The organism is Aliiroseovarius lamellibrachiae (genome assembly GCF_018599245.1).
GTDB classification, from domain to species: Bacteria; Pseudomonadota; Alphaproteobacteria; order Rhodobacterales; family Rhodobacteraceae; genus Aliiroseovarius; species Aliiroseovarius lamellibrachiae.
This window is the reverse complement of sequence record NZ_JAHEVJ010000005.1, coordinates 62,544-85,698: the sequence shown is the minus strand read 5'-3', so window position 1 is coordinate 85,698 and position 23,155 is coordinate 62,544. Positions and strand designations below refer to the sequence as shown.

Below are 23,155 nucleotides of genomic sequence, written 5' to 3'. Positions count from 1 at the left end.
ATATCCTCGCCGAAGGCAATAAACCTTTTGGGGGGCTGCGTTATGGGCGACGATCTACTGGGGTGCATTCGGCGTTTTCGATGGTGACTTGGCCGCCTGAATGGCTCCACCGATCGTAAATTTCACAGGAAAATTCCACGTCTATGCTGGGGGGAACCGGGGGCAAACTGCCGTCGCAATTCAGTTCGGCGCGCTGGATGCCCTGATCGCCGCTCAAGGATCCCTGGCGGATCGGGCAGCCGGTGGCGCGTTCGATCGCCACTTTGGCGCGGCCGAGCACTTTTGACACATTGGGCAACGCCTCAAAGCTGGTGCGATAGCTTTCGACCCAGTTTTCGCGGCGGTGAATTTTAAAGACGGAGCCCTCGACCGTGACCTCGGCCGTGGTCGTGTCTTTGCTGCGGAATTGTGGGCTGGGGCTGTCGCAGCTTGCCTGTGTGATACTGAAAAGGACGAGGATAAAGCTGCGGCAGGTAAAGGCAGAAAGTGTCACGACAGGGTCCAATTGTAATGCGGTCTGCGCCCAGCTTGGCCGCTCTTGGTTAATCGAAGGTTAACGGGGGCGAGGTGCGCCGAGAGCAGAGTGGCTTTTCGGGGCATGTCACGGCTGGGGGCTACGTTTTTTTGGTGGGGCGTCGATCATCTATGGATGCTGGCCCTGACGGATCTGACGCCTGCATCCTCGCTTGCATCTCAGCGCCCAAGCAGCGACAGTGCGGGGGCGAATGGATCAACAAACGGAGCGATCGGTGTGACCAACCCCACCGACATGACGGGGCATATTTCCGGGCATTGCTTGTGCGGTCAGGTGTCCTTTGCCTTTCAGGGCCGACCGTTTCTTCAGGTGATGTGTCACTGTGACAGCTGCAGGCGCGCTTCCGGCGGCGCGATTGTTGGTTTTCTGGGCCTGAAAGACACACAATGGCGCTGGACCGGAGAAGCGCCCGCAAGCTATGAAAGTTCGCCCGGCGTGCGCCGCCATTTCTGCATGATTTGTGGCAGTGCAATGGGGTTTCAAGGCGATCACTATCCAGGCCAGTTTTTCGCTCATGCCGCCGCCCTCTCTGATCCGTCGCTTTTTGCGCCGACAGCCCATGTGCATCATGATGAGATCCTGTCATGGGCCACGCCCCGTGATGATCTTCCCCGCCACCTGACCACCGATGAATTGCTCTGAGGAATTGCTATGACCGAAAAACCCCCCGTCGACCCCGCCCGTCACGCGATGAAAATGGCCAAGAAAAAGGCCGCGCGCGATAAAATCATGGCCACCAAGACCGATAAAAAGGGTCTGGTGATTGTGCATACCGGGAAAGGCAAAGGCAAAAGCTCCGCCGCGTTTGGGATGATTTTCCGCTGCATCGCAGCAGACATGAAATGCGCCGTGGTTCAGTTCATCAAAGGCGGGATGGATTGCGGTGAGCGCGACCTGATCAACGCGAAATTCAGCGACATTTGCGAGTTTTACACCATGGGCGAGGGTTTCACTTGGGAGACCCAAGACAAGACCCGCGACACCGAAATGGCACAGGCCGCATGGGAGAAATCCAAGGACCTGATCCGCGACCCCGCCAATAAAATGGTGCTTTTGGATGAAATTAACATCGCAATCCGCTATGGTTATGTGGATGTGGCTGACGTGGTGGCCTTTTTGACCGACGAAAAACCCGAGATGACCCATGTGGTTTTGACCGGGCGCAACGCCGCAGAAGACCTCATCGAAATCGCGGATCTTGTGACCGAAATGGAACTGGTGAAACACCCGTTCCGCTCGGGCATCAAGGCGCAAATCGGGGTGGAGTTTTAATCCAGCGCTTGGGGAATGGCCCGGATCCGCATCATTTTAAGGGAGGATACCATGCCACATTTTTATATGGCCTATCATGTGACGCGGGACATTGAAGACCCAACAGAACAAGCCGACCATCAAGCGCGCTATCAGGCGTGGATGCAGGAACATGCGGACGCTTTGGTGGTGGCCGCCCAACCTTTGGGGCCGCAATGGACAGTGTCAAAAGACGGCGCCACCGAAGGGTTTGAGGGCACAATGATGGGCTATACCATCTTGGATGCCCCAGATCTGGACACCGCAAAAGCGATTGCCGGCTCTTGCCCATTTTGTGACATGGGCAACTTGCAGCTTGCGGAAATGATGGTGATGCCGGGATAGATCCTGCATCCATCGGACCTGTTAAAAGGGCGGCGACTTAACGCGTGCGCCCTTTTTTCTTGTCAAAAATATCCTCGCCGAAGGCAAAATAGACTGGCAAACGCGAACGGAGATTATGGGCGCATTATTTTGAAAACGAGGCACGCATTAGAGTGCGGCGCGCAGCTTGGCCATCAGCTTGGTCAGGTTTGCTGCATACCGCTCATTGGTCAGCGTGCCTTCAGCGTCAAACGCGCTCGAACTACCGGCAACAGCCACCTCTGGCCCGATGATGAGGTTGGGTTGAAATGGCGTCATTGCACCGACCAAAGACACCTGCGCGCGCTCGCCCCCCGCACGCCCCGCGGCGGCAGACATCACCGCGACAGGTTTTCCCGCCCATGGGCCTGGTTTCACGCGGCTGACCCAATCCAAGGCATTCTTCAGAACGCCCGTTAGCATCTTGTTGTACTCGGGGGTCGAGATCACCACCGCATCCGCCGCTGCGATCTGGTTGGCCAAGGTTTGCACAGCGCCTGGAATGCCGGCCGCCGCCTCAAGATCCCCATCATAAAGCGGCAGGTTCAGATCGGCTTCGACATAGTCACACGGCCCAAACACGCGGGCTGCGTTACGGATCAAATATCGGTTGGTTGCCTCGGCGCGCAACGCGCCGGACAGGCCAAGAAGAATGGGGGTGCTCATCATCAGGCTCCTGTTTCGCTTTGTGTTATGTGGGGCGTGTTGAGGCCAGATCAACCCACATGGGGTGTTGCGACCTCAATCAAGTTTCCATCTGGATCACGTAGATAAATCGACAGGATCGGTCCGGTGGCGCCGGTGCGCACGACGGGGCCTTCTTCAATTTGGATACTGTGCGTGGCCAAATGCACCCGCCAATCAGACAAAGGGGTCTCGGTCAGAAAACAAAGATCCGCCGTGCCGGGGCCGGGATGGGTGGCCATCGGGGCAAAGGGCGCATCAGCCGGGTGCAGGTTGATTTTCTGCGCCCCATATTTCAACGCCGTCCGGGTGGACCCATCGGCGGGGTGAAACTCCTCTGCCTGCATGCCCAAGATATCGGTGTAAAACGCCACCGTAGCCGCAAGGTCGCGCACGGTCAGAACAAGATGATCCAGTGTGGTCAGTTTTGGCGGCATCGCGGCTTTTCCTTTCTGAGAAGCACCGTTAGGGTCGCAGCATGACCGATAAGATGCAAGCCACCGACCCGGGGACCCTATGGGACGTCATGGACCCCGCCCGCGCCAATGCGCTCTGCGCGACGCTTGGCCTTGCGCCTTTGGACCCGGAGGCCCCCTTGCCGCCGTTTTTCCACCAAATCTATTTCTGGAACATCCAACCGACCGAAAACCTCGGGCGGGACGGCGTGCCAACCCATGGCGAAGGCATTCCTGATTTTGGTCTGCCGCGTTGCTTATGGGCCGGAGGGGAGCTGACCTTCCTTGCGCCTTTGATGGCGGGCGTTCCCGCGCAAAAATCAACACGTATCGTGAGCAGCAAACGCAAATCCGGGCGGTCAGGGCCGATGGGGTTTGTCACCTTGGAACACGACATTCACCAAGGCGGGACGTTATGTGTACGCGAGCGAAAAGACCTTGTGTATCTGGAGGATCCCAGCCCAGCCGCTCCGCCCGCGACGCTTCGATCTGCCCCCACGGATGAGCAGAGTGCGGAGCGGGTTCATTTCCCGCAAACGCTGCTCTTTCGCTATTCTGCGCTGACCTTTAACGCCCACCGGATCCACTATGATCAGGATTATACGCGCGACGTCGAAGGCTACGGCGCGCTACTGGTGCAAGGCCAACTTTTGGCGCAAATTCTGATGCTGAAGGCCACGCAGGAATGCGGCCCGCTTGCACAGTTTAAATACCGTGCGGTGTCACCTGTGCTGCACAGAGACCAGGTTGAGCTTTGTCGCAAAGACAATGCGCTTTGGGTGCGCGGTCCCGACGGCCAATTGTGTATGTCGGCCCAGGCCGAGGTTTAAACCGGCGTGCTAAGTAACTCTTGGTCCCATTTTTTTAACGCGCGCTGCAATTTGTCGGATTGGTTTGCAAAATCAGTGATCATCATCTGTTGGGCCGTCGCTTGATCCCCTGACATGGCCAGCTTTGCGATGTCCCCAACACAGGTGTGAAATTCGGCATGTAGCCGTCTGATCACTTGATAGGGCTTTCCCGCTTTGATGTCCGCCGGAATTTTGGGACTATAAAGCCAATTCCCAAAGGGGCATTTGTTATCACTCGACATGTCGCTAACCGTATCGGCCATTTGACCTGTTTCAATTGCCATCTGCAGTCTGTCTTTCCATGCTTGATGTGTAATGATTGCGGCACGGATGGAGTTTCGAAGTGAAGAGTTATGCATAGCTGTCCGTTATCTGTTCGCGTTGTTTGGACACGCTAGGTTGCGTGCTTTGCAATTGCTAACTGCCAAATCTGAACAAAAGGTAACAACAGCCTGTAGAATGTTGGAGTAACTGTCTCGGGGCGAGGGCCACGGGAACGATCCTAAAGGCTTGCTGCCACGCGGAAGTCCTCGGGGATACTGTCGTGCCCATCCAGCATTAAATCCGCCATCATCTCACCCACTTTCGGCCCCATGCCAAAGCCGATTTTAAAGCCGCCATTGGCAATAAACTGGCCGGGTTTGGTGGGGTGTTCCCCCAACATCGGCGCGCGGGATTTGGCGCGCGGGCGCACGCCGGCCCAGCGTTCCAACACCGGGGCTTTTGCGATGGCGGGGCAGATGGTGCGCGCGCGGGTCAGCACCTCGTCGATCTGCGCATCGCAAGTGTCGGGCGCGTCAAATTCGCGTTCCGAGGTCGAGCCGATCGCCACCGTACCGTCAGCGTGTGGGATGATGTGAACCGCGTCCGCAAAGATTTGCGGCATGTCAGGGGCTGCGTGTTGCAACAGCACGGATTGCCCTTTCACACCATTGCCCACGGGCTTGCCCAGTTCTTCGGACAGCTCGATCAAACCTTGCCAGCCGGTTGCCCAAATCACCCGGCCCTCATCAGGGGCTTCGGTGGTCACCTCGCCGCCTTTTGCGCGGATGGCGGCGAGCAAAGCGGCGGCGGCACGGCGCGGCGCCATGCGGGCGGTCAGCGTATCGTGGATCAACCAGCCAGAGGGGGTGACCGGCGCCCAATTTGGGTAACTTTCTGCCGCCACAACCGCCCAAACGGCCTTGCCTTGCCACAGTTCATCCGCTTCATCGGCGCGGTCTGTGGACAGCATCAAATGTGCCTCATCCTTGATCGGTTGCAACCGGCCAGAGCGGGCATAACCGGGGGAGGTGCCGCCGGTCGCGGCGACCTCTGCCCAATAGGTTTCGGCCATGATCAGACTGTCAAATTGAAAGGCTTTCTTGGCGTTCCAGCGTTCTGGCACATGGGGGGCCAGCGCGCCGACCAGCCCGCCAGAGGATCCCGCACCCGGCCCGTTGGGATCAACAACGCGAACGCGCGCGCCCCGGCGTGCGCAGCTCCAGGCGGTTGCCAGTCCAAAAATGCCTGCGCCGCGGATTGTTACGTCAACTGTTGCACCGCTGATCATTGCCAAAACGCGCATCCTTCTGCATGTAGGTCAGGTTTCCCCGCGTTCATAGGACATCCCATGCAGAAGAACCAGACGGCCGAGATTGAGTGGAAAGACACAGGTGTGCCGGTGGCCACGCAATTTGACGACCCCTATTTCAGTCTGGACAACGGATTGGATGAAACGCGCCATGTGTTTCTGTCTGGCAATGATCTGCCCGCGCGGTTTGTGTCCGGGTTTCATGTGGCAGAGCTGGGGTTTGGCACCGGGTTGAACATGCTGGCAACTTTGATGGCGTGGCAGTCCGTGGGCGCCCCGGACGGCGTGCGGTTCACGTCGTTTGAGGCCTTCCCGATGGTCCCCGACGATATAGCCCGCGCCCTGAGTGCCTTTCCCGAAGCGCGTGCTTTGGCAGATCCGTTTTTGGCGGCTTGGGCGGATGGGCTGCGGGTATTTGATCTGCATGGTCTAACGGTTGAGGTGATCGAGGGCGACGCGCGCGCGCAGCTGGCGACGTGGTCTGGTCAAGCGGACGCGTGGTATCTGGACGGGTTCTCGCCCGCGAAAAACCCCGAACTGTGGGGCGATGATTTACTGGCGCAGGTGGGCGCGCGCACCGCCCCCGGTGGCACGTTTGCGACATATACCGCCGCAGGTTTTGTGCGCCGCGCCCTAGACGCCGGTGGGTTTGATGTGGAACGAGTGTCGGGATACGGGCGCAAGCGGCATATGAGCCGGGGCATTCTGCGCGCCTGACATAGAAAACAGGCGGCGCGAGAATGGAACAAAACACCCGGTTGGGCATTTGGCTGATGGTCGGCGCGACCTTTGTTTTCGCGGCCCAAGACGGCATTTCACGCCATTTGGCAGGCAACTATAATGTCTGGATGGTGGTGATGATCCGGTATTGGTTTTTTGCTGCTTTTGTTGTGTGGATCACCCGGCGCAACGGCGGGCTGGCCCTAGCGCTGCGTCCGCGAAAACCCGTGCTGCAAATCTTTCGTGGTGCCCTTTTGGCGCTGGAAATCTGTGTCACGGTCTTGGCCTTTACCTTGCTTGGGTTGGTGGAAAGCCACGCGGTTTTTGCCTGTTATCCGTTGATTGTTGCCGCGCTGTCCGGGCCGGTGCTGGGCGAGGCGGTTGGCTGGCGGCGCTGGGCCGCCATTGGGGTTGGGTTCATCGGAATTCTGGTCATCCTTAAGCCCGGTTTTGGGGTCTTTGCGCCCGCCGCCATTGTGCCGCTTGTCGGGGCAGCGATGTTTGCGCTTTACGGTCTGTTGGCCCGGTATGGCGCGCGGTATGACAGCACACAGACGAGCTTTTTCTGGACCGGAACCACGGGTGCGGTGGTGATGACAGCCATTGGCGCAAGCTTTTGGGAACCGATGCAGGGCAGCGATTGGATCTGGATGGCGGTGCTTTGCGTGACCGGTGTATTGGGGCATTGGTTGCTGATCAAATGTTACGAGGTCGCCGAGGCCAGTGCGGTGCAACCTTTTGCCTATCTGCAGCTTGTGTTCGTGTCGATCTTGGGGGTGAGCATCTTTGGCGAAACTGTCGAACCCAATGTGGTGATTGGCGCGCTGATTGTTGTGGGTGCGGGTGTGTTCACGCTGATCCGTGCGCGCAAGGCGGCGTGAAGGGGCGTTGCCCCTCTGCCTTCGGCATTCACCCGAGGATATTTTCAGAAAGAGGAAGGGGTCGCGCTATTGTTTGAGCTCTTTTGACAAGCGCAGTGGCTCGGTTTTTCCGGTCAGGCGGGCGCGATAAATTGGCAGACTTTCGGACACGCGCATCACATAGTTTCGGGTTTCGCGAAACGGGATATGTTCGATCCAGTCGATGATATCGGTACTGGGTGCGCGGACATCTCCGAAGCGGTCCTGCCAGCTGCGCGCGCGGGCCGGACCCGCGTTATATCCCACGGCAATCAGCACCGGGTTGCGGCCAAAATCCTCGATCAGCTTTGCCAGATATTCGGACCCAAGCCGTGTGTTATAGGCGGGATCTTCGGTCAGGCGCGCTTTGGAGTATGAGATTTCGAGCCGTTTGGACATATCCTTTGCGGTGCCGGGCATAAGTTGCATCAAGCCACGCGCGCCGACACCGGATTGCACGCTTGGGTCAAATTCGCTTTCGCGCCGCGCAATTGCCAGTTCAAGGGCGCGCGGAACGCTGGCATTGCCTTTGCCAATGTCAGGGGTTGGGAAATAGGGTCGGTGCAGCACCCAACCTTGGCGCGCGGCATATTTTGCAATCATCACACGCAGATGCGGTTCGCCCATTTTCTCGGCCCAGCCCGCAAGGTGGCCGATTTCGTCGCGTGTCAGGCGTTCGGCCAGATGCACGGTGAACCGTTCGGCCCAGTAAAGTTCATCCGCGGCTTGCAACAGGCGGGCGGCTTGCATGACCGAGCTGTTCCAGAAGGGTTGCCCGGTGAAATTGCGGTGGCGTTCTGACCCGGTGAGCTTTGGGTCCATTGGCAGGTTTGCGCGCTCTGCTGCCAGTTGGCCGTAAAAGCTGGTTTGGTATTTTGCGCCAAAGGCATAAGCCGCTTTGGCCTGTTCAGCATTTCCGGCGGCCTCGTGCGCGCGGCCCTGCCAATATCCAGCGCGTCCCAGAGAGATGGGGGTGTCAACGCCCGCGCGGAAGGCGTTGAAGTGTTTCAGTGCCGTCGTGGGGTCATTCAACTTGCGAAGGGCGATGTAACCGGCCAGCCATTCCAGATCATTGCGGTTGGACCCTTCTGCAATGTGGTGGTTTGCGGCCAAGCGATACGCTTGTTTTGGGTTGCCGTCGCGCATGGACCAACGGGCCAACACGCGCCGCCAACTGCCCCAACGGTCGGGTTCGCCAAGGGTTTTGGCTGACGAAGATTGCGCCAGAATAAGGTCTGCAGCGTCCTGATTTCGGCCTTTCGCAGCGCGCCACAAAAAGCGTTCATAGGCCAGACCGGGATCTTTTGCGAGCGCGGCTGGAATGGCTTTGATCAACCCATCCACCCCATCCTTTTTGCGGCGTAACGCGATGCGTGCGCGGGCCAAATCGGCTTGTCCCTTGGTCAAAAGGGGCAGCATCCGGGTGGCATCTTTGGTATTGCCACGCCACAGCATCGCATCAGTCCGCGCCCAGTGGTGTGGGGCCAAGCCTTTTGGATAGCGGGTGGCAAAGGCGTTATGTTCATCTTCATCCAACGACAGGGATGTCCACGCGCGGACCAAAACTTCGCGGGCGGCGTCCGCTTTTCCGGCGGCCTCAAGCGCTTCTATATATCGTAAAGCCCCACGCCCGGTTTGCGGGGGGTGGCTTGCAAAAAACGTCAGGATCTTGCTGGCGTTTGAGCCGCGCGGGATTGTGGCCTCAGACACGCGGCGCAAAAGTTTCAAGCCGGGCCAATCCGGGTGGCGGGCCAAAAAGCGGATGGTGTCGTCAAAACCTCCTTTGCCCTGGCGCAAACGGTGCCATTCCAGAATGTCCGCAGGCAGGGTGCCCCCGGCGCGTGCTTTCACGCGTGCTTCATCCCAATCGCCCATGCGGGCCAAGGCGATGGCATCCCGAAATGCGGCAACCTCGCCGGCGGTTTGGGCGTGTGCAGGGGGGGCTTGGATCCAGAACAGGACGGCCATGACCGACAATATGTGATAAATTCGCGCTTTCATGGACAAAACCTACCCTTAGGGCCTATCAGATCAACACACATTCTTGGCATTTCGCCAGAACCCGGCTAGTTTCCGCCGCGTTCGGCCGGGTGATTCATACCCCTGCCCAATCCTGACAACAACAAAGGAGCGTGTCATGTTCAAAGGATCTCTTCCTGCCCTGGTCACGCCGTTTAAAAACGGCGCAGTGGATTTTGACGCGCTTAAACGCTTGGTCAATTGGCAGATCGCTGAGGGGTCAAACGGGTTGGTGCCTGTGGGCACAACTGGCGAAAGCCCGACCCTGACCCATGACGAACACGAAGCGGTGATTGCCGCCGTGGTCAAGGCCGCAGCGGGCCGCGTGCCGGTGATTGCCGGGGCCGGGTCCAACAACACGGTTGAGACGCTTCGTTTCATGGAATACGCCGAAAAGGTTGGCGCAGCCGCGGGCCTTGTGGTCACGCCCTATTACAACAAGCCGACCCAACGTGGCCTGATCGCGCATTACACCACCGTGGCGGACGCGGTGGATCTGCCGATTGTGATCTATAACATTCCGGGTCGGTCCGTGGTGGATATGACACCTGAAACCATGGGCGTGTTGGCCAAGCACAAAAACATCGTGGGCGTGAAAGATGCCACCGGTGATCTGGCGCGGGTCAGCTATCAGCGCATGGCCTGCGGCGCGGATTTCTGTCAGCTGTCCGGCGAGGATGCCACGGCGCATGGGTTTAACGCCCAAGGCGGACAGGGCTGTATTTCGGTCACCGCCAACGTGGCCCCGCGCCTGTGCGCAGACCTGCAAGCGGCCACGCTGGCCGGTGACTATGCGACCGCGCTGACCATCGCTGACAAGCTGATGCCGCTGCACAAAGCGATCTTTACCGAACCCGGTCTGGTGGGCGCAAAATACGCGCTGTCCAATTTGGGCATGTGCGAGACCGACGTGCGTAGCCCGCTGACCGAACTGGAAGACAGCACCAAAGCGGCAATTGATGCGGCGATGCGTCATGCCGGTTTGATGAACTGATCTTGGTCTGAAACCAAGTGGAAAAGGCGCTCCGACCGGGGCGCCTTTTTTGTTCAGACCTTTGGGTGGCTGAGGCGTCATGCCCCCTGTGTTTGGCCGAGTTCAAATGCAAAGATGTTCCAAAAGGAGATCCTCATGACCAATAAGCGTGACGGCGAGATTGCCCTGCCATTTGACCCAGCCGCAGAATCCGGCCCCAGCGTGGCTTTCATCGGTAAAATCCGCAGCCCGTGGTCGCCGGGCAATGCGCCGGGTAATGTCAAAGGCGCGCGGGCGCGGTTGGCGGAGGAGGGTGGTGCGTGTTTCATTGAGCTTGATCCACGCTATGCGGATGGTTTGCTGGGGCTGGAACCCGGTCGGCAGATCATTGTGCTTTACTGGATGGATCAGGGGCGGCGCGATTTGATTGTGCAGACACCGCGTCACACCGATGGGCCGCGCGGCGTCTTTTCCCTGCGATCCCCCGTGCGCCCCAATCCGATTGCCATGTCCACGGTTGAAATCACCTCGGTCGACGGCACACGCATTGGCATTGATGCGATTGATTGCTTTGATGGCACCCCTGTGGTGGACATAAAGCCGTGGATCGCAACGGTGGATCAACCGGTCGCACAGCAACCCAAAGGGTGAGGGTCAGGCCGGAAGCTCATGCGTGGCGCAATGGATGCCGCCGCCCAGCTCGCCCAAGGCATCGGTGTTTAATGTGACCACCTCGCGCCCCGGATAGTGACGGGCGAGTGTATCGCGGGCGATTTTGTCGGTGGATCTGTCACCAAACTCCGGCGCAATCACCGCCCCGTTGCAGACATAGAAGTTCACGTAAGAGGCGACAAATTCGGGGTCTTTCACGCGGCGCTTATTGGGCTCTGGGATCACGTCGATTTGTAAACCTGCGGCCTTCAGCATGTCGTGAGTGTCCAATGCGGCCATGTGAAAGGGATCGCGGGGGTCGGGCTGGTCGGGCAGGTTCATCAACACGCGACCCGGGCCGGTGAAACGCGCCAGACTGTCGATGTGGTAATCTGTGATGTCTTCATCCCAGACGCCCGGCGACCAGAGGATTTGATCCACACCATAAGCTTGCAACAGCCGCGTGCCAATCTCGTCCCGCGTCAGGCCCGGATTTCGGTTGTCATTCACCCATGAACTTTCATGCGCGATGAGCATCCCGTGGCCGTCCTGCTCCACCCCGCCCGCTTCGCCTTTCAGGCCCGTTGGGATCAAGGGCAACCCAAGGCGATCGGCCAATTGCGGGATGATTTTTCCGTCGTTTTCATGGGTCTGTTTGTTGCCCCAGCCGTTAAAGGCGATGTGTTGAAATGCGCGCTGACCCGTCGCATCCATGCTGGTGATTGGCCCCGCATCGCGACACCAAAGATCATCGGTTGGCACATCCCAAAGGGTGACGTTCCTGCTTAGTTTACGGCGTGCACGGGCGTGATGCGCCGCACCTGCCAGCATCACCACAGGTTCAAACTCTGCGATGGTGTTGGCGATCGCGGCGATGGTGGATTGCACATCCTCCCGCCAAAGCGCGTCGCCATAAACCTCGGGCGTGACGGGCCACTGCATAAAGGTCAGCTCATGCGGGACCTCTTCGGCGGGAACAAGTGGGCGCGGCGCGGCCTGAGCGCCCCCGGCCAGACCAGCGGCTCCAAAGGCCCCAAGGGCCATTGTGGTTTGCATCATGTGTCGACGGTTCATCTGTTGCCCCAAAATGACAGGATTCCCGGTCACGATAGAGAGAAGCGGTGGCGGAGGCTAGACAGGGCCGGGGGAAGCGCCTATCTCCCCTTTATGGCTCAGAAGAAAAAAGACGACACCAACTATAAGGTCATCGCCGAAAATCGGCGCGCGCGGTATGATTACGCGATTGAAGATGACATTGAATGCGGGATTGTCCTGCAGGGTTCCGAAGTGAAATCGCTTAGGACCGGTGGGTCGAATATTGCCGACAGCTATGCGGCTGTTGAAGACGGCGAACTTTATCTGACCAACGCCTATATCGCGCCCTATAAACAGGCGATCACATGGGGTCATCTGGAGCGGCGCAAGCGTAAGTTGCTGGTGTCGCGGCGCGAAATTGCCCGGCTTTGGAAAGCGACCCAGCGTGATGGCATGACCCTTGTGCCGCTGGTGATGTACTTCAATCACAAAGGTCTGGTGAAGGTGAAAATCGGCGTGGCCAAAGGTAAGAAAGCGCACGACAAACGCGCCTCGGATGCGAAACGCGACTGGGGGCGACAAAAGCAACGTCTGCTGCGCCGTGGTGAGTGATTTGCGTTGGCTGTGCGAGACGTGACGCCAAGGGGCTTTGCGCCTTGAACCCCAGGATATTTGGCAACCAACGAGGGCGCGCGGCGAAGATATTCGCGATGGGGTTGGGATTACACCAGGCCAAAGCTGGTGTAGGGCAGGAACCGCACCGGGTCGCCCTCGCAGATCTCTTGCGCCTCGTCTGACATTTCAACCAGACCTGTGGCCCAGGCAAGGCCTGAAATACGACCTGACCCTTCGGATTTAAACGCTTGCACCCGGCCATCCGCGCCGATGCGCGCACGCAGGTATTCGCGCCGCCCGGCTTTCTTTTTCTTGGAAAAACCGGCGGGCAGTTGCAGTCCCAAAGGCTCCAGCCACTCGCCCCCCGCCAGCACCGAAAACGCCGGGCGGGCAAAGATCAGTGTGGTGACAAGCGCGGCGACGGGATTGCCCGGAAGGCCAAACACAGGGGTTCCGTTCCATTGTGCCAACGCCAAAGGCCGCCCCGGTTTGATCGCAATGCGCCAATGGTGCAGCGACCCGCTGTCACGCAGCAACGCGGACACATGATCCTCATCCCCCGCCGATGCGCCGCCAGAGGTCAGGATCACATCCGCGCGGGTGGCGCCGTCATCAAATGCCACCGCAAGTGCTGCGCGGTCATCCGCCACATGGCCCAAATTGACCGGTTCATATCCCCATGTTTCCGCCAAGGACAAAAGCATGGGCCGGTTGGCGTCATACGTGCGCGCCACATCCAAGGTGCTGCCGGGCGCTGCCAATTCATCGCCAGTGGATAAGACGCCAACCCGAAGGCGGGTATGGGCCTCAACCTCGGCCACCCCCAGCGCGGACAAGAGTGCAATATCCGGTGCGCGCAGTTTGTGGCCGTGCGCAAGCGCCAATGCACCCGCCGCCACATCCTCGCCCGCGGCGCGCGCGTTGGATCCGGGTTTCGGTGCGGCTGGGATGGTCAGTATTCCATCCGCGATCTGCACATCCTCTTGCATCACCACTGTATCAACCCCGTCCGGGATCAAGGCACCGGTCAAGATGCGGATCGCGTGACCAGCAGGCACGGTGCCGTGAAACGGGCCCCCCGCAGCGGCGCGCCCGTCCACCAGTGGCACGCTGATCGGTGTGCCGCTTGGCAAGGTGGCGTGGGCAAAGGCATAGCCATCCACCGCCGAATTGGCACCCGGCGGGTTTGAACGTACCGCCATGTGATCGCGCGCCAAAATGCGCCCATTTGCAGCATCCGTCGGCACCGTTTCCACATCTGTCACCGGGGCCAAACGGTCGCGCAATGTCGCCAACGCCTCCTCCACCGGGGTCCAATGTACGCCGGGGGGCAGGGCGAAACAGTCGTTTTTAAGACCGTTTGCCTTGGGTGTTTCAGGGACGTCAGGCATCAGCCCAACATCCAGCGCGATGAAATCGGCTATGGCTTTGGTGTCATCAAGATCGATTACCGGAACGGCACCATTCTTAGGCGTATGGTTTGCCGCCACCGCGCGCACGGTTGCGTCATTATTGGCAAACAGCGGTTGGCCGGTCTCAGCACGGCTGGCCTCAACTTTCGGGTGCGGTGCGGATTTGAACCCTTCGATCAGCACCAGATCACAGGGATGCAGGCGTGAGATCAGCGTCGCGATGCCGGGTTCCGGTTCGCCGCGTAATTCATGCAGTTGGGCGATGCGCGATGTGCTGGCCAAAACCACCTCTTGTGCGCCGGCTGTGCGGTGGCGGTGGGTGTCGGTGCCGGGCACCTCCAGGTCCACTTGGTGGTGCGTGTGTTTGAGGGTCGAGACGGTCAGCCCGCGCGCCGTAAACTCCGCCACCAGACGTTCCATCAACCCGGTTTTGCCAGAGTTTTTCCAGCCGACCACACCGTAGATTTTGGGATCTGTCATGACATGTCCTTTAGATAAAGCTCTGCTTGGGCTAGGTCGTCCGGGGTGTTCACGTTGAAAAACGGGTCAAACGGGTCGGGGGCATAAGGGGCGAGGGCGGCGCCATGCTGATCGGTCCAAAGCACCACTTTGCGCAAGCCACCGTTTAGGGCCGCGCGAAGGTCATCGCGCAAGCTGACCGGCCAAAGCCCAAAGGTCGGCTGGCGCATCGCGCCGCGTTTGGGATCAAGCGTGGCGGCCAAGGCGATGGGGGTGCTCTCGGCCCGTGCGGTATCCATCAGGCGCTGGGCCAGATCATGCGGGAAAAACGGCGTGTCGGCCGCGGCAGAAATCACATGGGTCGCGCCTTGAACTGCGGCCCAATCAAGCCCGGCAAGCACCCCCGCAAGCGGACCCGCGAAGCCGTCGATGCTGTCAGGTAAAACCGGCAGATCAGTGTCGGCAAATCGGGACGCATCGCCATTGGCATTTAACGCCATCGCCCCGACCTGAGGGGCCAGCCGAGCGATAACGTGATCCAACAGTGTACTGCCCCCAAGCGGCAAACGCCCTTTGTCGAGCTGTTGGCCCGTGCCGCCGCCCATTCGGGTCGCAAGGCCACCGGCGAGGATAATGCCGAGTGGTTTGGGGGCGCTCATGTCTCGGCCCCTTTCCGGCGTGATTTCTTCTCATCCGGGGCGGCGTGGGCTGGGTCCATATCGCGGATCAGGCGGTCGGCACCGGACAGGCAGGTGAAGCGTTGGCCGCGCATTCGGCCAATCAACGTCAGGCCAATGTCTTGTGCAATTTCAACGCCCCACGCGGTGAACCCGGACCGAGATACCAGCACCGGAATGCCCATTTGCGCGCATTTGATCACCATCTCGGAGGTGAGCCGCCCGGTGGTGTAAAGGATCTTGTCTTCGCCCGTCACGCCTTCGGCGCGCATCCAACCGGCCACTTTGTCGACGGCATTATGGCGCCCCACGTCTTCCATATAAACCAGCGGGCGACCACCTTGGCACAGCACGGTGCCGTGGATGGCGCCAGCCTCAAGATACAGCGATGGGGTACGGTTGATTTTCGCGGCAAGCGCGTAAAGCCAAGAGGTTTTGATGTGGGCATTGGGCAGGGTCAGCCCCTCTAGCCCCTCCATCATATCGCCAAAAACGGTGCCGACGGCGCAGCCCGAAGTGCGGGTTTTGCGGGCGAGTTTATCCTCGTAATCCGTTTCAATTTCCGTGCGCACGACCACCGTGTCGATGTCGTCATCATAATCCACGCCGGTGATCACATCCTCTGGCGACACCATGCCCTGATTGCGCAAAAACCCAACGGCCAGATGCTCTGGGTAATCGCCAATGGTCATCGCGGTCACAATCTCGCGGGCGTTCAGAAAGATGGTCAGGGGGCGTTCTTCGACCACATTTGTGGTGACCTCTTCCCCATGTTCATCCACGCCGATCACAGCCCGCGTCAAACGGGTGGCGGCGGGATCAGGTGCGATAATGTAATCAGACATGAAATCGAGGTGAGAGAGTTTCTCAGGCATTTTGCATCCTTGCTCTTGCCCCTACGGGGCATATGGGCAATTTAGGGGCCTATGGAACCAAGTGCCAACCCCAAAACCGCATTTTTGCGCGGTGCGCGTGATGCGCTGCCCTTCATCCTTGTGGTGGGGCCTTTTGCGCTGTTGTTTGGTGTGGTGGGAACCGAGGCAGGGTTGAACCTGACGGAAGTGATGGCCTTTTCGGTTCTGGTCATCGCAGGCGCGTCGCAGTTTGCGGCCCTTCAGGTGATGAGCGAAAACGCCCCGACAATCATTGTCATCCTTACCGCCCTCGCGGTGAACTTGCGCATGGCGATGTATTCCGCGTCATTGACCCCCTATCTGGGCAAAGCACCAGTCTGGAAACGCGCTATGGTGGCGTATTTTATGGTGGATCAAGCCTATACCCTGAGCCAGATCAAGTTCGAGATGGAACCAGAGATGGGCTTGTCCGCGCGGTTCGCCTATTATCTGGGGACCGTCGCGCCCATTGCGCCCTTTTGGTATGCGGCGACCTATGTCGGCGCGGTGGCGGGCACCCAGATCCCGGCGGAATTTGCGCTCGATTTTGCCCTTCCGATCACCTTTATCGCGATGATTGCCCCCGCGTTGCGCACCATGGCCCATGTGGCGGCGGCGGTGACATCCATTGTGGTGGCGCTTTTGATGGCGTGGATGCCGTACGGCACCGGCCTTTTGGTTGCGGCCTTGGTGGCGATGGTGGTGGGGGCGCAGGTTGAGTTGTGGCAAGCGCGCCGTGCGCTAAAAGGGGCTGCGCCATGACCTATTCGCACACCACGGTTTGGATCATCATTCTGGCGATGGCGCTGGGCAGCTTTCTGATCCGGTTCAGTTTTCTGGGCTTTATTGGCGATCGCAAGATGCCCGATTGGGTGCTGCGCCATTTGCGGTATACGCCCGTCGCGGTCTTGCCCGGACTTGTGGCGCCACTGGTGTTTTGGCCTGACGCCACAGGCGGGCATACCGATCCATCGCGATTGGCCGCCGCTTTGGTCACGCTGAGCGTGGGGTATTTTGGGAAGAATGTGTTGCTTGCGATCCTGTCTGGGGCGGCGACATTATACGGAATGCTCTATCTGCTGGGTTGAAGATTTTGGGCCAATCCATACCGCTCAAATTTGTTGAAAACCTGTCTTAATGTGTCGGCAGACAGGCATGCACGGTAACGTAAGCTTATTCTTTGGTAGGTAACCTTTTCGTCCAAGAGGGCGAGACATGACTGTTACTTTTTCATCACCGGATAATGAATTTGCCGCGGCGACGGGGAGCAACGTAAATTATACGTCAACCACGTCGATCTTCGATAATCCTCCAAATGCGTTCAAAGATCTTGTGATCACTTCAAATGTCGGGGATCCCGAACCGTATATTTTTGACCTCGGCGACACGTATGACATCACCTATGGTGGCCACGGCGGCGGCGGCGTTCTGGAGGATGCAGAGGTCGTGCGCTCGGATGCTTTGGGGTCAGATGCTGGCATTGTTGTGTTTGAAGGCACGGATTCCAACACCGGAGAGATCGTTCAGCTGATCTGGACGCCGGGATTTGATCTCGAGGGGTGGTATGCGAGCAATTACAACCCGTCGATGGAACCCCAGTTCTACGTGGTCGACCATGATGCGAACACCATTCACACAACGGTGTGCCTCGCGCCGGAAACGCCGATCCTGACCCCAGATGGATTGCGGCGACTGGACAGGCTGCGCGTGGGCGAGGACGTGGAAACGCGTGATCGGGGTGCGCAAAAGCTGACATGGATCGGGGCGCGATCCGTGGTGGGGATTGGGGCGGCCGCGCCCGTGTTGTTTGAAACCGGCGCAATCGGAAATGTGGGGCCATTGTTGCTGTCGCAACAGCATCGGGTGATGGTGACCCACCCAGTGGCCGAACTTTATTTTGGCCAGCCCGAGGTCTTGGTCCCAGCAAAGTCCATGATCAATGGGCGCAATATTCGTCTTGCTCCCTGCCCGGAAATCACCTGGATGAACCTGATGACCAACCAGCATGATATTGTGCAGGCACAAGGGGCTGCGGTGGAAACATTGTTTCTGGGCGAGGTGGCACAGGGCGTGTTACAGCACCATGACGTCCCCTCAACGCTCTACCCCACGCTAAAACCACAGTTTGGCCGCGCGCACCGCGCTGCACGACCCATGTTGCGCTACAATGAGGCCAATATGCTATTGGCGCATATCGAGGGGCGCAAGTTAACCCGCCTGCGGGATATGGTCCCAGCCATCGCCTGATTTAGTGATCTGTGGTCGGCAGGCTGCAAGACCAAAACGTCCCGCCTATACCCCGAGACAGGGAAAAGGCGAGGCGCTGCGTCACACACCAATCTTTCGCATTTATGGCGGGCCGCTTTCGCTCCCCCTTAGATCCCCGTGGCAACAATCGTGTTGTTCAGATGCGGATCGTCGTCATAGAATTTCTCTTCGCGCACGCCGTCTTTGCCGGCAAAGTATGTCATGATTTTTTTGGGGCTGTACCCGGTTGGGGCGTCTTCAAAACCCGGCAATTTGCGCAGGATATGCCCCACCGAGGACGCGCAATGCGCCTTAGGGACCGGGCCGTTCTGTTCGACCAGCCGGATTGCCATTTCGGCAAATTCTGGTGAAACGTCGATGTCTTGGCGGATCACATGATAGGTGATGCGCGCGTGGTAATCGATGTAATAGTCAACCGCAGGATCGGTGATGCCATAAATCACATCATGGCGTTCAGGCAGGCGCGGGTGGGCCCAACTTCCGGCAGGATCAAATATCACCCGCTCATGACCGTTAATCATGAGCGCAGAATGCGCCCCGCCGCCGGTTCGGTTTGAAATCACGGTGAAAAGGCTGAGCGTGGCAGGGCCGGGATGGCGATAGGCGGCTTTGCTAACCGCGTCATCGCTGGCCCATTTATTGTCGGCACCACATGCTGCCAGACCAACCAACAACAACATTGCCAATAGAACGCGCCGCATGCTCACCCTCAAATCTCTGTACCGATGCCATTGCGAGGACTGCGGTTTTTTCCACCCCGCGGGGCCCACTGTCTCGTGTGAACGTCGCGTCGGATTAGGCGTTCACAAGTGCCATGAACACCAGAACCAGAATGATTGCAATCGCAGAGCGGACACTCACCTTGATGAAGCCGTCAAAAGCTTTTTCTTGTGCGCTTGTGTCCATCGTGCCCATTTCATGTTCAGCCATGTTGCGTTTCCCTGTTTGAATCACATGTTAAGCTTCCGATTAAAGGATTTTGCACAAGCTGTCACGGTTTGTATCATTTTTTGTGGCTTAGATTGTGGATGAAGTGGACAGAGTGTGCCCCGCTTGGTATTTCGAACGTAAGGGGCCTTCGCGAACGCCCCGTGAAGCCTAGGCTTAAGGTTCGCTTCCTGACCTGAACAACGACCCACTTGCCGCGGTAAGTGCGCGATGAAATGGAAGTTTGACCGATGCTAAATGAAATCACACCGTCCCAATTGAACCGTTTGATTGGCCTGTCCGAGGCCCCGACACTTGTCGATTTGCGCGTGGCAGAGGATTTCGATCCCGCCCCCCGACTGATCCCCAGCGCCTTTCGCCACAGTCACAAAGATTTGCCGGGGCTGCATCAACAACTTGCTTTGCGAGAGGCGCAGAAGGTGGTTGTCGTCTGTCACAAGGGGCGCAAAATCTCGCAGGGGGTGGCGGCGCATTTGCGGGCGGATGGGATCGCGGCTGAGGTTCTGAGTGGCGGATATGTCGCGTGGGACGCGGCAAAATTGCCCAGCATAGATGCGGCGCAATCGGTCATCCGACTTGGCGAGAACCCCACCCTCTGGGTCACACGGCACCGCCCCAAGATTGACCGGGTTGCGTGCCCATGGTTGATCCGGCGTTTTATCGACCCCCAAGCCAAATTCCTGTTTGTGCCGCCGCAAGACGTCCGCATGGTGGCCGAGCGTTTTGGGGCGATCCCCTTTGACACAGAAGGCGCGGAATTGGGTCATCACGGCGAGAAATGTACGTTTGATGCGGTGATGAACACCGTTGATCTGCGCTCCGATGCCCTTGAACACATGGCGCAGGTGGTGCGCGGCGCGGACACGGGGCGGCATGATCTGGCCCCGCAATGTGCGGGCGTTTTGGCACTGGGCGTTGGACTGTCGCGCATGTACCGCGATGACACGGCGCAGCTTGAGGCCGGGATGTTGATCTGGGACGCCCTTTACCGATGGGCACGCGACGCCATGGATGAGACACATGAACATGCGTTGCAGAGAGACACAGGACCATCGACCAAATGACACAGCCCCGTTTTTCCGACCTCTTCGCAACCTTCCTGCGCATTGGCGTTCTGTCGTTTGGCGGGCCAGCCGCCCAGATCGCGCTGATGCACCGTGTGCTGGTGGATGAACGTAACTGGTTGACCGAAAAGCAATATCTGGATGCGCTTAGCTTTTGCATGCTGCTGCCAGGACCAGAGGCGATGCAGCTTGCGACCTATTCGGGGTGGCGCCTGCGCGGGGTGCCGGGCGGGATTTTGGCCGGGCTTTTGTTTGTCATTCCCGGTGCGCTGGTGATCTTTGCGCTGGCTGCGCTTTATGTCGCTTACGGCGCGTTGCCGCTGGTTGATACGCTCTTTTTGGGGGTGAAGGCGGCGGTGCTTGTGATTGTGCTCGAAGCCCTTTTGAAAGTGTCAAAACGCGCCTTAAAAGGCCCCTATTATTGGGTCATTGCGGTGCTGGCATTTATCGGCATCTTCTTTCTTGCCCTTCCCTTTCCGTTGATCGTGATCGCAGCGGCGACCATTGGTGCGCTGTTTGCGCGTGGCGCAAAAGGGGACGCTTTACCTGTGCGCCGCCCTTGGTCGCAAACCGTTCTGGTAAGTGTGGTTGGATTGGCGGTCTGGCTGATTCCGCTGGCCGCACTTGATGTGCTCGCAGGTCAAACCATCCTGCCACAAATCGGTGCGTTTTTCTCAAAGCTGGCGGTGGTCAGCTTTGGTGGGGCCTATGCGGTGCTGGCCTATATGGCGCAGGACGTGGTCACGGCATTTGGCTGGCTGACGGCGGATGAAATGCTCGACAGTTTGGGCCTTGCTGAGACCACCCCCGGCCCGCTGATTTTGGTCACGCAGTTTGTCGGCTTTGTTGCCGGGTTTCGCGATGGCGGGTATTTGATGGCCACTGGGGCCGCGCTGGTCACGCTTTGGGTGACCTTTGTACCGTGCTTTTTGTGGATCTTCGCGGGCGCGCCTTACATTGAATGGATCGCGGATCAGCCCCGATTGCGCGGCGCGCTTACGGCCATCACGGCCGCCGTGGTCGGGGTGATCGGCAACTTGTCGATCTGGTTCGGGTTGAACGTCCTGTTTGATGAGGTGACGCGCGTCACCACAGGGATCTGGACCTTATGGGTGCCAGATTTGACCACATTGGACTGGCGCGCCGCTGGGCTGACGCTTTTCTGTACTCTGTTGATTTTGCGCCTGAAAATGCCACTGGGTTGGGCGTTGATGACCAGCGCTTCGGCGAGCGTTGTGATTACAGCGGTCACGGGTTTCTAACAGAGTTCCAGATGTCTTAGCGATGTGTTTCCGGGTCCACATGCGCCAGCCAACGGCGCAATAACGCGTCCAGCTGGGCCTGCTCCGCCTCGTTGAAACAGTCAACCAGAGAGTGTTGGTTGGCCACATGCTCTGCCATCATCTCGTCGATTAAAGCAAAGCCCTTGTCGGTCAAGCCAACGACGGAACCACGCCCATCATCGGGGTTGGGTTGGCGCGAAATCAACCCTTCGGCTTCTAGCCGGTCAAGTCGGTTGGTCATGGTGCCAGATGTGACCATGGTCCAGTCAATCAGCGCCGAAGGTGTCAGCGCATATGGCGGGCCTGCGCGGCGCAATGTGGCCAGCACATCGAAGCTCGCCAAGTTCAATCCATGCGCTTTGAACACGCGCATCATACCTGCGGACAGGTGGCTGTGGATATGGGACATCCGCCCAAGCAAGCCCATCGGCGTCACGTTCAAATCGGGGCGTTCACGGGTCCATTGGGCGCGTATGCGGTCGATGTGATCAGGGGTTTTGTCTGCAAAATCAGTCATGGGGGGATTTTGCGCGGAATTTATCTTGACGTCAAGAAAGATACGCCTATCTTGACGTCAAGATAAATGCGCGAAAGACGTCCGATGACCTTACAACTGAACAAAGACAAACTTCTTGCCGCCAGCGCGCCTGTCATCTGGGGCAGCTCTTACATCGTCACGACTGAGCTTTTGCCTGATCTGTCGCCCCTGACAGTCGCAGCGTTGCGCGCCCTTCCGGCGGGGCTTTTGATGCTGGCGATCACTCGCAACCTGCCCACACGCGATTGGTGGGGCAAGCTTTTGGTGCTTGGGGCGCTGAATTTCTCAATTTTTTGGGCGGCCTTATTTGTGGCGGCGTACCGATTGCCGGGCGGGGTTGCGGCCACATTGGGCGCGGTACAGCCGTTGTTTGTGCTATTTCTCGCATCCGTCTTATTGGGAACGTCCTTGACCGCGCGTGGGGTTGCGGCGGCGGTCACAGGAATGCTGGGCGTGGCCCTGTTGGTCTTGGGCCCAAATGCAGGGTTGGATGCCACCGGCACACTCGCGGCGCTGATTGGGGCCGGATCCATGGCGACGGGGGTGGTTTTGACCCGGTTGTGGCAGCCCCCGGTGTCTGCGTTAACTTTCACAGCGTGGCAGCTGACCGCGGGTGGTCTGTTGCTTTTGCCGGTCGCCGTTTGGGTTGATCCACCATTGCCCAGTTTGACGCTGTCCCACCTGACGGGCCTTGTGTGGCTGAGCGTGATTGGCGCGGCGCTGACCTATGTCTTTTGGTTTCGCGCCATCGAACGCCTTGGCCCCGCTGCGATTACGAGCCTTGGTTTCCTAAGCCCGCTCAGCGCCGTTTTACTGGGCTGGATCCTGTTGGGACAAACGCTAAGTGCTTGGCAAATTCTCGGCGCGGGCATTGTGCTTGTCTCGGTCTGGGCCGGACAGAAAAGTCGCAAGCCCAAACGGGCTTAGCTGTCGGTATGTGGGCGCGCGGC

At 58.8% G+C, this 23,155-nt stretch carries 28 protein-coding genes; 15 read left to right on the top strand and 13 right to left on the bottom strand.

What is annotated here, in order from left to right; all coding sequences use genetic code 11:
• Positions 1-40: 40 nt before the first annotated feature.
• Positions 41-493: a hypothetical protein gene (locus tag KKW20_RS10055; protein ID WP_214567749.1), complete on the bottom strand. Its 453-nt coding sequence runs from the start codon at positions 491-493 to the stop codon at positions 41-43.
• A gap of 156 nt (positions 494-649) precedes the next feature.
• Here KKW20_RS10055 and KKW20_RS10050 point away from each other — a divergent pair, with 156 nt between their 5' ends.
• The 3 genes from KKW20_RS10050 to KKW20_RS10040 are packed head-to-tail and all read left to right on the top strand — an operon-like array spanning position 650 to position 2,170.
• A complete protein-coding gene (locus tag KKW20_RS10050; RefSeq protein ID WP_214567748.1) occupies positions 650-1,177 on the top strand; it encodes a GFA family protein in 528 nt (175 codons plus the stop codon).
• Between the two features lie 9 nt (positions 1,178-1,186).
• Positions 1,187-1,807, top strand: coding sequence for a cob(I)yrinic acid a,c-diamide adenosyltransferase (cobO, locus tag KKW20_RS10045; protein WP_214567747.1), 621 nt, complete (start codon positions 1,187-1,189; stop codon positions 1,805-1,807).
• Positions 1,808-1,858: 51 nt separating this feature from the next.
• The gene (locus KKW20_RS10040; RefSeq protein ID WP_214567746.1) at positions 1,859-2,170 is read left to right on the top strand and encodes a YciI family protein; all 312 of its coding nucleotides are present in this window, start codon (positions 1,859-1,861) and stop codon (positions 2,168-2,170) included.
• Positions 2,171-2,317: 147 nt separating this feature from the next.
• Here KKW20_RS10040 and KKW20_RS10035 read toward each other — a convergent pair whose 3' ends face one another.
• Both KKW20_RS10035 and KKW20_RS10030 read right to left on the bottom strand, forming a co-directional pair.
• Positions 2,318-2,854, bottom strand: coding sequence for an NADPH-dependent FMN reductase (locus KKW20_RS10035; protein ID WP_214567745.1), 537 nt, complete (start codon positions 2,852-2,854; stop codon positions 2,318-2,320).
• Between the two features lie 50 nt (positions 2,855-2,904).
• Positions 2,905-3,309, bottom strand: a complete 405-nt coding sequence (locus tag KKW20_RS10030) for a VOC family protein (RefSeq protein WP_214567744.1) — start codon at positions 3,307-3,309, stop codon at positions 2,905-2,907.
• Positions 3,310-3,350: 41 nt separating this feature from the next.
• On the opposite strand from KKW20_RS10030, the gene KKW20_RS10025 reads away from it, so the two are divergent.
• The gene (locus KKW20_RS10025) at positions 3,351-4,157 is read left to right on the top strand and encodes an HTD2 family dehydratase (RefSeq protein ID WP_246534547.1); all 807 of its coding nucleotides are present in this window, start codon (positions 3,351-3,353) and stop codon (positions 4,155-4,157) included.
• Here KKW20_RS10025 and KKW20_RS10020 read toward each other — a convergent pair.
• Positions 4,154-4,537: a CZB domain-containing protein gene (locus tag KKW20_RS10020; protein ID WP_214567743.1), complete on the bottom strand. Its 384-nt coding sequence runs from the start codon at positions 4,535-4,537 to the stop codon at positions 4,154-4,156. The two genes, KKW20_RS10025 and KKW20_RS10020, sit on opposite strands and share 4 nt — an antisense overlap.
• A gap of 143 nt (positions 4,538-4,680) precedes the next feature.
• Complete coding sequence (locus tag KKW20_RS10015; protein ID WP_214567957.1) at positions 4,681-5,730, bottom strand: NAD(P)/FAD-dependent oxidoreductase; 1,050 nt, start codon at positions 5,728-5,730, stop codon at positions 4,681-4,683.
• Positions 5,731-5,790: 60 nt separating this feature from the next.
• On the opposite strand from KKW20_RS10015, the gene mnmC2 reads away from it, so the two are divergent.
• A complete protein-coding gene (gene mnmC2 / locus KKW20_RS10010; protein WP_214567742.1) occupies positions 5,791-6,468 on the top strand; it encodes a tRNA (5-methylaminomethyl-2-thiouridine)(34)-methyltransferase MnmC2 in 678 nt (225 codons plus the stop codon).
• A gap of 23 nt (positions 6,469-6,491) precedes the next feature.
• Positions 6,492-7,352 carry a DMT family transporter gene (locus KKW20_RS10005; protein WP_214567741.1) on the top strand — a complete coding sequence of 287 codons (861 nt, stop codon included), beginning with the start codon at positions 6,492-6,494 and terminating at the stop codon, positions 7,350-7,352.
• Positions 7,353-7,418: 66 nt separating this feature from the next.
• Here the strand turns inward: KKW20_RS10005 and KKW20_RS10000 are convergent, their stop codons facing one another.
• Positions 7,419-9,371 (bottom strand): lytic transglycosylase domain-containing protein, encoded by a 1,953-nt coding sequence (locus KKW20_RS10000; RefSeq protein WP_214567740.1) that lies wholly within the window; start codon positions 9,369-9,371, stop codon positions 7,419-7,421.
• 136 nt (positions 9,372-9,507) lie between these two features.
• On the opposite strand from KKW20_RS10000, the gene dapA reads away from it, so the two are divergent.
• Together dapA and tsaA are read left to right on the top strand one after the other, a co-directional pair.
• On the top strand, positions 9,508-10,383 hold the full coding sequence (gene dapA, locus KKW20_RS09995; protein ID WP_214567739.1) for a 4-hydroxy-tetrahydrodipicolinate synthase: 876 nt from the start codon (positions 9,508-9,510) through the stop codon (positions 10,381-10,383).
• Between the two features lie 135 nt (positions 10,384-10,518).
• Entirely contained in the window at positions 10,519-11,013 is a 495-nt protein-coding gene (gene tsaA, locus KKW20_RS09990) for a tRNA (N6-threonylcarbamoyladenosine(37)-N6)-methyltransferase TrmO (protein WP_214567738.1), read from the top strand.
• Between the two features lie 3 nt (positions 11,014-11,016).
• Here the strand turns inward: tsaA and KKW20_RS09985 are convergent, their stop codons facing one another.
• Positions 11,017-12,087, bottom strand: coding sequence for an agmatine deiminase family protein (locus KKW20_RS09985; RefSeq protein WP_214567736.1), 1,071 nt, complete (start codon positions 12,085-12,087; stop codon positions 11,017-11,019).
• A 93-nt stretch (positions 12,088-12,180) separates the two neighbouring features.
• Here KKW20_RS09985 and smpB point away from each other — a divergent pair, with 93 nt between their 5' ends.
• Positions 12,181-12,660 (top strand): SsrA-binding protein SmpB, encoded by a 480-nt coding sequence (smpB, locus tag KKW20_RS09980; RefSeq protein ID WP_214567735.1) that lies wholly within the window; start codon positions 12,181-12,183, stop codon positions 12,658-12,660.
• 110 nt (positions 12,661-12,770) lie between these two features.
• Here the strand turns inward: smpB and KKW20_RS09975 are convergent, their stop codons facing one another.
• Genes KKW20_RS09975 through KKW20_RS09965 form a run of 3 tightly spaced genes read right to left on the bottom strand, consistent with a single transcriptional unit; the run spans position 12,771 to position 16,086 of the window.
• The gene (locus tag KKW20_RS09975) at positions 12,771-14,555 is read right to left on the bottom strand and encodes a bifunctional molybdopterin-guanine dinucleotide biosynthesis adaptor protein MobB/molybdopterin molybdotransferase MoeA (RefSeq protein WP_214567734.1); all 1,785 of its coding nucleotides are present in this window, start codon (positions 14,553-14,555) and stop codon (positions 12,771-12,773) included.
• Complete coding sequence (gene mobA, locus KKW20_RS09970; RefSeq protein ID WP_214567733.1) at positions 14,552-15,193, bottom strand: molybdenum cofactor guanylyltransferase MobA; 642 nt, start codon at positions 15,191-15,193, stop codon at positions 14,552-14,554. Before mobA ends, KKW20_RS09975 begins: the two co-directional genes overlap by 4 nt.
• Positions 15,190-16,086, bottom strand: a complete 897-nt coding sequence (locus tag KKW20_RS09965; RefSeq protein WP_214567732.1) for a formate dehydrogenase accessory sulfurtransferase FdhD — start codon at positions 16,084-16,086, stop codon at positions 15,190-15,192. The genes mobA and KKW20_RS09965 overlap by 4 nt, the downstream gene beginning before the upstream one ends.
• Before the next feature lie 51 nt (positions 16,087-16,137).
• Here KKW20_RS09965 and KKW20_RS09960 point away from each other — a divergent pair, with 51 nt between their 5' ends.
• The 3 genes from KKW20_RS09960 to KKW20_RS09950 all read left to right on the top strand — a co-directional run bounded on the left by KKW20_RS09960 (position 16,138) and on the right by KKW20_RS09950 (position 18,351).
• Positions 16,138-16,866 carry an AzlC family ABC transporter permease gene (locus tag KKW20_RS09960; RefSeq protein WP_214567731.1) on the top strand — a complete coding sequence of 243 codons (729 nt, stop codon included), beginning with the start codon at positions 16,138-16,140 and terminating at the stop codon, positions 16,864-16,866.
• On the top strand, positions 16,863-17,192 hold the full coding sequence (locus tag KKW20_RS09955) for an AzlD domain-containing protein (RefSeq protein WP_214567730.1): 330 nt from the start codon (positions 16,863-16,865) through the stop codon (positions 17,190-17,192). Before KKW20_RS09960 ends, KKW20_RS09955 begins: the two co-directional genes overlap by 4 nt.
• Positions 17,193-17,319: 127 nt before the next feature.
• On the top strand, positions 17,320-18,351 hold the full coding sequence (locus KKW20_RS09950; protein ID WP_214567729.1) for a Hint domain-containing protein: 1,032 nt from the start codon (positions 17,320-17,322) through the stop codon (positions 18,349-18,351).
• A gap of 128 nt (positions 18,352-18,479) precedes the next feature.
• On the opposite strand, the gene KKW20_RS09945 is transcribed toward KKW20_RS09950, so the two are convergent.
• Positions 18,480-19,073, bottom strand: coding sequence for a hypothetical protein (locus tag KKW20_RS09945; RefSeq protein ID WP_214567728.1), 594 nt, complete (start codon positions 19,071-19,073; stop codon positions 18,480-18,482).
• Between the two features lie 94 nt (positions 19,074-19,167).
• A complete protein-coding gene (locus tag KKW20_RS09940; protein WP_214567727.1) occupies positions 19,168-19,302 on the bottom strand; it encodes an aa3-type cytochrome c oxidase subunit IV in 135 nt (44 codons plus the stop codon).
• A 248-nt stretch (positions 19,303-19,550) separates the two neighbouring features.
• Between KKW20_RS09940 and KKW20_RS09935 the strand changes: the two genes are divergently transcribed.
• Together KKW20_RS09935 and chrA are read left to right on the top strand one after the other, a co-directional pair.
• The gene (locus tag KKW20_RS09935) at positions 19,551-20,384 is read left to right on the top strand and encodes a chromate resistance protein ChrB domain-containing protein (RefSeq protein ID WP_214567726.1); all 834 of its coding nucleotides are present in this window, start codon (positions 19,551-19,553) and stop codon (positions 20,382-20,384) included.
• Positions 20,381-21,646, top strand: a complete 1,266-nt coding sequence (gene chrA, locus KKW20_RS09930; protein ID WP_214567725.1) for a chromate efflux transporter — start codon at positions 20,381-20,383, stop codon at positions 21,644-21,646. Before KKW20_RS09935 ends, chrA begins: the two co-directional genes overlap by 4 nt.
• 16 nt (positions 21,647-21,662) lie before the next feature.
• On the opposite strand, the gene KKW20_RS09925 is transcribed toward chrA, so the two are convergent.
• Complete coding sequence (locus KKW20_RS09925; RefSeq protein WP_214567724.1) at positions 21,663-22,184, bottom strand: MarR family winged helix-turn-helix transcriptional regulator; 522 nt, start codon at positions 22,182-22,184, stop codon at positions 21,663-21,665.
• A gap of 84 nt (positions 22,185-22,268) precedes the next feature.
• On the opposite strand from KKW20_RS09925, the gene KKW20_RS09920 reads away from it, so the two are divergent.
• The gene (locus tag KKW20_RS09920; RefSeq protein WP_214567723.1) at positions 22,269-23,132 is read left to right on the top strand and encodes an EamA family transporter; all 864 of its coding nucleotides are present in this window, start codon (positions 22,269-22,271) and stop codon (positions 23,130-23,132) included.
• Positions 23,133-23,155: the final 23 nt, after the last annotated feature.

Coding starts and splice junctions, on each gene's coding strand:
- KKW20_RS10050 (WP_214567748.1), top strand. CDS start 650: ATGCTGGCCCTGACGGATCTGACGCCTGCATCCTCGCTTGCATCTCAG.
- cobO (WP_214567747.1), top strand. CDS start 1,187: ATGACCGAAAAACCCCCCGTCGACCCCGCCCGTCACGCGATGAAAATG.
- KKW20_RS10040 (WP_214567746.1), top strand. CDS start 1,859: ATGCCACATTTTTATATGGCCTATCATGTGACGCGGGACATTGAAGAC.
- KKW20_RS10035 (WP_214567745.1), bottom strand. CDS start 2,854: ATGAGCACCCCCATTCTTCTTGGCCTGTCCGGCGCGTTGCGCGCCGAG.
- KKW20_RS10030 (WP_214567744.1), bottom strand. CDS start 3,309: ATGCCGCCAAAACTGACCACACTGGATCATCTTGTTCTGACCGTGCGC.
- KKW20_RS10025 (WP_246534547.1), top strand. CDS start 3,351: ATGACCGATAAGATGCAAGCCACCGACCCGGGGACCCTATGGGACGTC.
- KKW20_RS10020 (WP_214567743.1), bottom strand. CDS start 4,537: ATGCATAACTCTTCACTTCGAAACTCCATCCGTGCCGCAATCATTACA.
- KKW20_RS10015 (WP_214567957.1), bottom strand. CDS start 5,730: ATGATCAGCGGTGCAACAGTTGACGTAACAATCCGCGGCGCAGGCATT.
- mnmC2 (WP_214567742.1), top strand. CDS start 5,791: ATGCAGAAGAACCAGACGGCCGAGATTGAGTGGAAAGACACAGGTGTG.
- KKW20_RS10005 (WP_214567741.1), top strand. CDS start 6,492: ATGGAACAAAACACCCGGTTGGGCATTTGGCTGATGGTCGGCGCGACC.
- KKW20_RS10000 (WP_214567740.1), bottom strand. CDS start 9,371: ATGAAAGCGCGAATTTATCACATATTGTCGGTCATGGCCGTCCTGTTC.
- dapA (WP_214567739.1), top strand. CDS start 9,508: ATGTTCAAAGGATCTCTTCCTGCCCTGGTCACGCCGTTTAAAAACGGC.
- tsaA (WP_214567738.1), top strand. CDS start 10,519: ATGACCAATAAGCGTGACGGCGAGATTGCCCTGCCATTTGACCCAGCC.
- KKW20_RS09985 (WP_214567736.1), bottom strand. CDS start 12,087: ATGAACCGTCGACACATGATGCAAACCACAATGGCCCTTGGGGCCTTT.
- smpB (WP_214567735.1), top strand. CDS start 12,181: ATGGCTCAGAAGAAAAAAGACGACACCAACTATAAGGTCATCGCCGAA.
- KKW20_RS09975 (WP_214567734.1), bottom strand. CDS start 14,555: ATGACAGATCCCAAAATCTACGGTGTGGTCGGCTGGAAAAACTCTGGC.
- mobA (WP_214567733.1), bottom strand. CDS start 15,193: ATGAGCGCCCCCAAACCACTCGGCATTATCCTCGCCGGTGGCCTTGCG.
- KKW20_RS09965 (WP_214567732.1), bottom strand. CDS start 16,086: ATGCCTGAGAAACTCTCTCACCTCGATTTCATGTCTGATTACATTATC.
- KKW20_RS09960 (WP_214567731.1), top strand. CDS start 16,138: ATGGAACCAAGTGCCAACCCCAAAACCGCATTTTTGCGCGGTGCGCGT.
- KKW20_RS09955 (WP_214567730.1), top strand. CDS start 16,863: ATGACCTATTCGCACACCACGGTTTGGATCATCATTCTGGCGATGGCG.
- KKW20_RS09950 (WP_214567729.1), top strand. CDS start 17,320: ATGACTGTTACTTTTTCATCACCGGATAATGAATTTGCCGCGGCGACG.
- KKW20_RS09945 (WP_214567728.1), bottom strand. CDS start 19,073: ATGCGGCGCGTTCTATTGGCAATGTTGTTGTTGGTTGGTCTGGCAGCA.
- KKW20_RS09940 (WP_214567727.1), bottom strand. CDS start 19,302: ATGGCTGAACATGAAATGGGCACGATGGACACAAGCGCACAAGAAAAA.
- KKW20_RS09935 (WP_214567726.1), top strand. CDS start 19,551: ATGCTAAATGAAATCACACCGTCCCAATTGAACCGTTTGATTGGCCTG.
- chrA (WP_214567725.1), top strand. CDS start 20,381: ATGACACAGCCCCGTTTTTCCGACCTCTTCGCAACCTTCCTGCGCATT.
- KKW20_RS09925 (WP_214567724.1), bottom strand. CDS start 22,184: ATGACTGATTTTGCAGACAAAACCCCTGATCACATCGACCGCATACGC.
- KKW20_RS09920 (WP_214567723.1), top strand. CDS start 22,269: ATGACCTTACAACTGAACAAAGACAAACTTCTTGCCGCCAGCGCGCCT.